Consider the following 7,188-nt stretch of genomic DNA (forward strand, 5'->3'; position numbering starts at 1 on the left):
GACAGACGCTCTACATCGATGCGGCGGCGCGGCCTTCGGCGCCCAAGACCTTCGATTTCTCCGGCCTGCAAGCGCGCAGCGTCGAGATCGTGCTGCGCCAGGCCGGCAAGCAACCGGCCGACATCGAAGGCGTCTGCGACGGCACGCTGGCGATCCGTGCCGGCGGCGCTTCACGCACCATCGCCACGGGCACGGCATTTCGCTTTCGCCTGTCCGGCGAGGACGATACGGTCAGCCTGTTTCCAAGTGACGGCCTGAACCGCTGCGCGGCAAGAATCCGCTCCAGCCTTGCTCCGGCCGGCGCGCCGCTCACCATCCGACGCGAAGAGACCGCCGATCCGGCGCTTGCCGCTTTCGACAGTCGCTACGAGCGTTGCCCGACGCCAGACCCAACCGGCCTCGATCCTCTCAGCCGCGCCTTCTATGCCAGCCGTTGGCTGTCGCAGACCTGTGCCTTGCCGATCGGAAAGCCGCGCCTGCTGCGCAAATCGCGCGACGGCTTCAACGCCAAGGTCGAGGCGCTGATGGGAGCGCCGCTGTCCGACAGCGCCATCGACAAGGGCGACCCGGAGCTGCCGCTCGACTTCTCCAGGGCCCCAAAACTGAAGCTGATCTATCTGTCATCCCTGGAGTTCAAGGCCGACTTCTCCGGCCGCATCATCGAACGGCTGATCCGTCATCATGCAGCCCTCGGCACCAAGGTGCGCATCCTGGTCACCGACGTGCTGGAGCGCGACAAGGACGACGCCATGCTGCATCGGCTGGCGGCCGAATTCCCCAATGTCGGGCTGCAGGAATATCGCTGGCGGGCGGACCGGGGCGCGCCGATCGACGAGCAGATTTCACAATTGCACAAGGTCCATCACGTCAAGATGCTGGCGACGCTTGCCGACGATCCACGGCGGTCGCGCGCCATCATCGGCGGCCGCAACATCCATGACGGCTTCCTGTTCCACCAGCCGATCGATCTGTCGCGCTATCCAGACCTTGAGCAATACGGCAAGACCGACGGGTTGTCGCTGAACTACTATTCGAACTGGAGCGACTTCGACATCGAGTTCGCCGATCCGGCCACGGTCGAGACCCTTGCCGCGCATCTTTCGACAGTGTGGCTGCGCGACGCCGACACCAATCTGGCGCGCCCCTTCTCCATTCCGGTCCGGTCCGACGGCGCCCGTCCTTCAGGCACGGCACGACACTTCATTTCGGTGCCTTACGAGGATGGCCATGCGCTGGAGGACTATTTCGTCGAGTTGGTCGACGCCGCCCAGCACCATATCCAGATCGTTAATCCCTACCTCAACCTGACGCCCAAGCTTGCCCAGGCTGTTGACCGGGCGCTCGCCCGCGGCGTCAGGATCGACATTGTCGGCCGCATCGATCTCAAGGGCGATATCGGCGGCAAGTTTCTCACCGCGCTCAACAAGCTGTTTGTCGAGAAATATGGCGATCGCATCAACATCCGCGAGTTCAAGGCGCCTGACGTGGTGCTGCATTCCAAGATCATGATGATCGACGAAAGGCTGGTCGCCATCTCGTCGGTCAACCTCAACAACCGCAGCTTCTTCCACGACAGTGAGAACGGCATGATGGTGCTCGATCCGGCCTTCTACACCAGGATGAAGCCGATCTATGACGACTATGTCGCCCACTCCAAACCGGTCGCCACCAATGTGACGATCCCGTGGGCCTACCGGCTGCTTTTCGACGAGGACTGGGTCCGGCAGGCGTTCTGACTCTCTAGCGCAGATAGCGCTCCTGCGCGAGGTCGCGGACGTCGATGTCAGGCACCCGGTTGGAGATGATGTCGGCCAGCACCTTGCCCGAGCCGCAAGCCATGGTCCAGCCGAGCGTGCCGTGGCCGGTGTTGAGATAGAGATTGGAAAGCTCGGTGCGGCCGATCAGCGGCGGACCATCCGGCGTCATCGGCCGCAGCCCGCACCAGAACGTCGCGTCCCGCATCGCGCCGGCGCCAGGAAAGAGATCGCCGACCGAGTGTTCCAGCGTGCGCCGCCGCGATTCGTGCAGCCTGAGGTCGAAGCCGGAAATCTCGGCCGTACCGCCAACCCGGATGCGGTCGCCAAGCCGGGTGATCGCCACCTTGTAGGTCTCGTCCATCACCGTCGAGACCGGCGCCGCCGCCGCGTCCTTGATCGGCACGGTGATCGAATAGCCCTTGACCGGATAGACCGGGATCGGCCGCTTCACTCGGCGCATGAAACCCGCCGAATAACTGCCCAGCGCCATCACATAGGCGTCGGCGGTCTTCCAGCCCTTGCTGGTGCTGAGATTGGCAATGCGGTTGCGGCTGCGGATGACGCGCCAGATCGTCACGTCGTACTCGAACTTGACGCCACGGGCCACACAGAGTTCGGCCAGCCTGTCGGTGAACATCTTGCAGTCGCCGGTCTCGTCGTGCGGCAGCCTGAGGCCGCCGACGAACTTTTCGCGCACCCCGGCAAGGCCAGGCTCAGCCGCGATGCAACCGTCCTGGTCGAGGATCTCGTAAGGCACGCCATACTTCTTCAGCACCTCGACATCGCCGCCGGTGCCGTCAAGCTGCTTTTGCGTCCGGAACAGCTGCAGCGTGCCCTGGGTCCGCTCGTCATAGGCGATGCCGGTCGCTTCGCGCAGCGCCTTGAGCGTATCGCGGCTGTATTCGGCCAGCGGCACCATGCGCGCCTTGTTGATCGCATAGCGCTCGGCCGTGCAGTTGCGCAGCATCTTGATGAGCCATGTCCACATATGCGGATCGAAGGCCGGCCGCACCACCAGCGGGCCATGCTTCATCAGCAGCCATTTGATCGCCTTCAGCGGAATGCCGGGCCCGGCCCAGGGCGAGGCGTAGCCGGGCGAAATTTCGCCGGCATTGGCGAAGCTGGTTTCCAGCGCCGGGCCTTTCTGGCGGTCGAGAACCGTCACCTCGTGGCCGGCCTCGGCGAGAAAGTACGCCGTGGTCACTCCGATGACGCCGCCGCCCAGCACCATGATCTTCATCGTTTACTCCTTGCCGCGTCGCACGCCCTTGAGGACGCCTGGACGCGGCGCATTCCGATTTGCGCATGATCCCCGGCGAAAATCGATGCCGATTTTCGAGATCATGCAGTGTTGCCTGTTCACGCCGCCGCAGGACCGGGGTCGTCGTCCCCTGTCTGCCGCATTCCGGCCCTTTCGCCAAGGGGCCGCCAATCGGCTGCGGCGCTGTAGACGAGGGTGAGCCCATGCGGCCGTCGCGCCTCGGCCTGGGATTTCTCCCTGACGGCACGCCGCGCGGCCTCCGGCTGGTAGAGCACGGTCGCGATCAGGACCGACTCCCGCCTGCCGTCGGCCTGTTCGATCCATGCAGTCTGGCCCTCGGCCATGCCGAGCATGCAAAGCCCCCGCCTTGTCATGATCGACAGGCTGGAGCCGACCGGGCCGCGCACCTCATTCTGCACCAGGGTCCGGGTCTGGGCGGGGCCGGCATCGACACGGAATACCAGCCTGCTGTTCAGCGTCACGATATCGGATCCGACCGAATCCATCGCGACGACCTCGGCCTTGGAAAGCTTGTCTTCAAGCATTGGAACAATCGGATCCGCGAAAGCCCGCCGACGCTCCAACATGATTTCGAGGACGGCGAAGTCCTTTGTCGTCAGCTGGAAATTCGCGCCTGTCATCACCGTCTCCATGATCAGGCCCCCTCCCGCCCGCAGGCCGGCGTATCGACCACTTCGATGGTCGCCGACAGTTCCCGGCCGCCACGGCTGCTCCAGCACACCGTCTGCCCAGCGGTCGCGCCGATGAGCGCCGTCCCCATCGGCGTCAGCACCGAGATCCTGTTTTCACTGATGTCTGCTTCGCCGGGATAGACCAGCGTGACGCGCTGGATGTTGCCGCCATCGTTGCGGATTGTTACCGCCGAGCCCATCCGCACGACATTGGCCGGCATGGAAGCCGCTGCCGTGACAACGGCACGGTCCATCTCCGAAAGCAATTCTTCGGCCGTCTCGGGCACGCGGTCGAGCGACGCCCGCGCCAGGCCCGTCAGCCTATGATGGTCGGCATCGGTGACCAGAAGCCGGCTCGGTGGACGCAATCCTGTTGCATGTTGCATGGCAAACCTCATGACTTGGCGCATCGAACAGACGCGCGCCTGCCGCCGCGCAAACGGTGGCTTGATGAAAAACCGGCAGCCGCGAAGCTGTCTGGCTCGGGAATGATAATGTCAGGTAGAAATGCCCCGGTTCGGACGGACGCCAAAAGGCGACCGCGCCGGGGCTACGATCCCGCGATCGGGCAGACCCTGAACAAGGTTCTGATATAAGCTGGGTTGCTCATGCATGGAGCCTTGCCGACAGGCGTCCGCTTGTCAAGCGCGGCCAAACCGCTCAACCGCCGACATAGCGCCGATGGAAGCGCGGACCGAGGCTGGTCAGGATCTCGTAGCCGATGGTGCCGGCATGGCCGGCGGCGTCATCGACGCTTTGCGAGGGACCGAGCAGTTCGACCAGATCACCCTCGCGCAGCCTGCCGGCCGGCAGGGCGGAAATGTCGAGAATGATCGAATCCATCGACACCCGCCCGACGAAAGGTAGCCGCACGCCCTCGAACCAGGCGGCGGACGCGGCGCGGCGTTGCCAGCCATCAGCGTAGCCGAACGAAATCGTCGCCAGCCTGAGCGGGCCTTGCGCATGATAGCTGTGGCCATAGCCGACGCCGGCGCCCTTTTCGACGCTGCGCGTCTGTGCCACCTTTGCCTGCAGCCGCACCACCGGCAGCATCGGATTGGACTTTGGCGGCGTCGGATTGATGCCGTAGAGGGCGGCACCGGGGCGGGCGAGATCGTAGTGAAAGGACGGCCCAAGAAAGATGCCGGAGGAATTGGCCAGCGACGCCGGCGCCTTCGGCAACATTGCGCGCAGCCGCTCGAACACCGACCGCTGCTTCTCATTGGCCGGATGCTCCGGCTCGTCGGCGCAGGCCAGATGGCTCATCACGTAACGGATGTCGATGCCGTCGAAAGCCTGCGGATCGGCGGCGATGCGATCCACATCCCGAGGCGCCATGCCGAGCCGCGACATGCCGCTGTCGACCTGGACCGCGGCCGGCAGTTTTCGGCCGGCGCGGCGGGCCGCAGCACGCCAGGCTGCCAGTTGCTCGTGGCTGTTGATAACAGCGCAAAGGTTTGCTGCCACGGCGTCCGGCTCGGCACCGGGCGGAATGCCGTTCAACACGAAAATGGCAGGGCCGGCCCCAAGCGAGCGGCGCAGGGCGACGCCTTCGCCCAGAAGCGCAACGAAGAAGATATCGCAGCCTTCGCGCAGCAGTGCCGCCCCGACCTGGCCGGCGCCAAGGCCGTAGCCGTCCGCCTTGAGCACACCAGCGCAGGCAACATCGCCCAACCGCGCCTTCAGCCGCCGGTAGTTTTCACGGATTGCACCGAGATCGATGGTGAGGATGGCCCCAGCCGCCACTTCGCTCGTGGCGGTGACCTCTTCTGGCGGCGATTTTTGGAGGGCGTCGTTCATGGCGACCGTTCTTGTGGTGGATGGGTTAGTCAGTAGTCAGTAGTCAGTAGAATTTGGCGCGGACCGCAACAGAACATTCAACCCTACTCCCCTACTCCCCTACTCCCCTACTATCGCACCAGATGCCGGAACGCCGCCACCACATCCTCATAGACATGGCGCTTGAACGGCACGATCAGGTCGGGAAGGTCCTGCATCGGCCGCCATGCCCATTTGTCGAACTCGGCGGTGTGGCCACCCGGCGGCGGATTGATCTGGATCTCGCTGACATCGCCGTGGAAGCGAAAGGCGAACCATTTCTGCGTCTGGCCGCGATACCGGCCCTTGAAGGCGATGCCGACGAGATGCTCCGGCAAATCATAGTTGATCCAGTCCGGCGCCTCGGCCAGTAGCGAGACGCCGCGCATGCCGGTCTCCTCATAGAGCTCGCGCTCGGCCGCCTGCAGGGGCTCCTCGCCCTCGTCGATGCCGCCTTGTGGCATCTGCCAGAGCTGCGTCGTGCCGGCAAATTCGCTGTCCGGTTCGGCAATGCGGTGCCCGACCCAGACCAGGCCCTCGGCATTGAGGATCATCAGCCCGACGCAGGGTCGGTAAGGCAGCGTTTCGCGGTCGATTTTGTTCGTCTTTGGCATCAGTCACTCTTTCCAGCCGTCTTCCGAGGGCTAGCCTTTTTGCGGATCGATAGCCACCGCTGAAATCGGCACGATCTCGATGCCGCGCTTCTTGGCCTCGACCACCCAGGATGACACGGTATCGACCGTCAGGTCGAAGGCCGAACCGATGCCGACGGCAGTGCCTTTGGCCCGCGCGGTCGCCTCCAGGCTGTCGAGCTTCTTCAGGATTTCGCCGCGATCCTGCACGGCATCAATCGCCATGTCGCCGGCGACGAAGGGCACGCCGTCCTTCAGCGCCAGATCCGGCGCCAGACTGCGCGCCGACGAGCCGTCATCGATATAGGCGAGGCCGCGTTTGCCGAGCTCGGCGATGAACGGCTCCATCGCCGCCGCGTCAGCGGAAAAGCGGGCGCCCATATAGTTCATGACGCCGGTATAGTTGGTCGTCCGCGACAGCGCCCAGTGCAGGCTCTTCAGGTTCTCGTCCGCGCTCGCCGCCACCGTCAGCGTGTTGCGTCCCGGATTGACCTTGGGATAATCGAACGGTTCGAGCGGCACCTGCATGACGATCTCGTGGCCGCTCTGCCTGGCTGCCTGCATCCAGCGGCCGATGCTGTTGCCTTGCGGCGCGAAGGCCAGCGTCACTTCCGCCGGCAGCTTGGCGATGGCCGCCTGGGTGCCGGTCTGCGAAACCGAAAGTCCACCGATGACGATCGCCACCCGTGCGCCGCGCCCGCCCGACCAGGGCCGCGCATAGACGTCGAACGGCCGCCTGCCATCGGCGGCGCGCACCGGCAACGGCCCGGTCTCGCTGGCCTCGATCAGCGCCTTGTCTGGAATATGCGCGACCTTCAGGTTCTGGCCGACGGTCGACGGGTCGCGAATGACGATCGCTGCCTTGGGCGGCCCATCGCCCTCCTCCGTCTGCACATGGATGATCTGCGGCCCACCTGATTTGACCGGCGCCTCCGGCTTCGGTGCCGCCGGGGCCAATGCAGGCGGCGCGGCGGCAGGTTCGGCCGCCGCGGTCACTTTCGGCGTTGAAACGGCAACCTGTTGCGGCT

7 protein-coding genes are annotated in these 7,188 nt (G+C 64.8%); 1 reads left to right on the forward strand and 6 read right to left on the reverse strand.

The genetic code is table 11. The annotated features are described in order from the left end of the window. Positions 1 to 1,736, forward strand: a 1,736-nt coding sequence (locus tag EOA22_RS19575) for a phospholipase D-like domain-containing protein (RefSeq protein ID WP_127390154.1), incomplete at its 5' end; no start/stop codon positions are given. 4 nt (positions 1,737 to 1,740) lie between these two features. Here the strand turns inward: EOA22_RS19575 and EOA22_RS19580 are convergent. The 6 genes from EOA22_RS19580 to EOA22_RS19605 form a co-directional block, all read right to left on the reverse strand. Then, a complete protein-coding gene (locus EOA22_RS19580; protein WP_013529082.1) occupies positions 1,741 to 2,997 on the reverse strand; it encodes a D-amino acid dehydrogenase in 1,257 nt (418 codons plus the stop codon). A 119-nt stretch (positions 2,998 to 3,116) separates the two neighbouring features. Continuing rightward, positions 3,117 to 3,671: a nucleoside-diphosphate kinase gene (locus EOA22_RS19585; RefSeq protein ID WP_082826563.1), complete on the reverse strand. Its 555-nt coding sequence runs from the start codon at positions 3,669 to 3,671 to the stop codon at positions 3,117 to 3,119. 2 nt (positions 3,672 to 3,673) lie between these two features. After that, entirely contained in the window at positions 3,674 to 4,096 is a 423-nt protein-coding gene (rnk, locus tag EOA22_RS19590; RefSeq protein ID WP_027162554.1) for a nucleoside diphosphate kinase regulator, read from the reverse strand. Between the two features lie 274 nt (positions 4,097 to 4,370). Next, positions 4,371 to 5,510: an alanine racemase gene (alr, locus tag EOA22_RS19595; protein WP_063169214.1), complete on the reverse strand. Its 1,140-nt coding sequence runs from the start codon at positions 5,508 to 5,510 to the stop codon at positions 4,371 to 4,373. A gap of 110 nt (positions 5,511 to 5,620) precedes the next feature. Then, entirely contained in the window at positions 5,621 to 6,142 is a 522-nt protein-coding gene (locus EOA22_RS19600; protein ID WP_013529078.1) for an RNA pyrophosphohydrolase, read from the reverse strand. A 30-nt stretch (positions 6,143 to 6,172) separates the two neighbouring features. After that, the coding region (locus tag EOA22_RS19605) for a divergent polysaccharide deacetylase family protein (RefSeq protein ID WP_245478658.1) at positions 6,173 to 7,188 on the reverse strand (1,016 nt) is incomplete at its 5' end.

Origin of the sequence: Mesorhizobium sp. M7A.F.Ca.US.014.04.1.1 (assembly GCF_003998745.1) — a bacterium.
GTDB lineage: Bacteria > Pseudomonadota > Alphaproteobacteria > Rhizobiales > Rhizobiaceae > Mesorhizobium > Mesorhizobium ciceri.